The organism is Mesorhizobium sp. M1A.T.Ca.IN.004.03.1.1 (assembly GCF_003997555.1).
GTDB lineage: Bacteria > Pseudomonadota > Alphaproteobacteria > Rhizobiales > Rhizobiaceae > Mesorhizobium.
The window spans coordinates 1-247 of sequence record NZ_RZTV01000841.1 but is presented as its reverse complement, the minus strand read 5'-3'; the positions used below and the strand labels follow the sequence as shown (position 1 = coordinate 247).

Below are 247 nucleotides of genomic sequence, written 5' to 3'. Positions count from 1 at the left end.
CTCAATCACGGCTTTCGTTTTTCACGCGATATCGACGGCTTGGTGATCACCCTGTTGAGATCCCATCTCAGCCATCCGCCCGGCGACCGAAGCCACCTCGGCGAATGGTTTGCGACGCCGCATCTGACGTCGCTCGATCCCGATGATGCCGAGGCTACCTATGTCATGCAGACGTTGAGACGGCTGGGCGACGAATTCGAAAACCGCCGCAGCGGCCGCAACGAGGCCTTGGCCGCCTATGTCGCCC

At 61.1% G+C, this 247-nt stretch carries 1 pseudogene; it reads left to right on the top strand.

Annotated elements, in window-relative coordinates:
- Positions 1–247, top strand: a pseudogene (locus tag EOD29_RS34040) (AraC family transcriptional regulator); the annotation flags it as partial.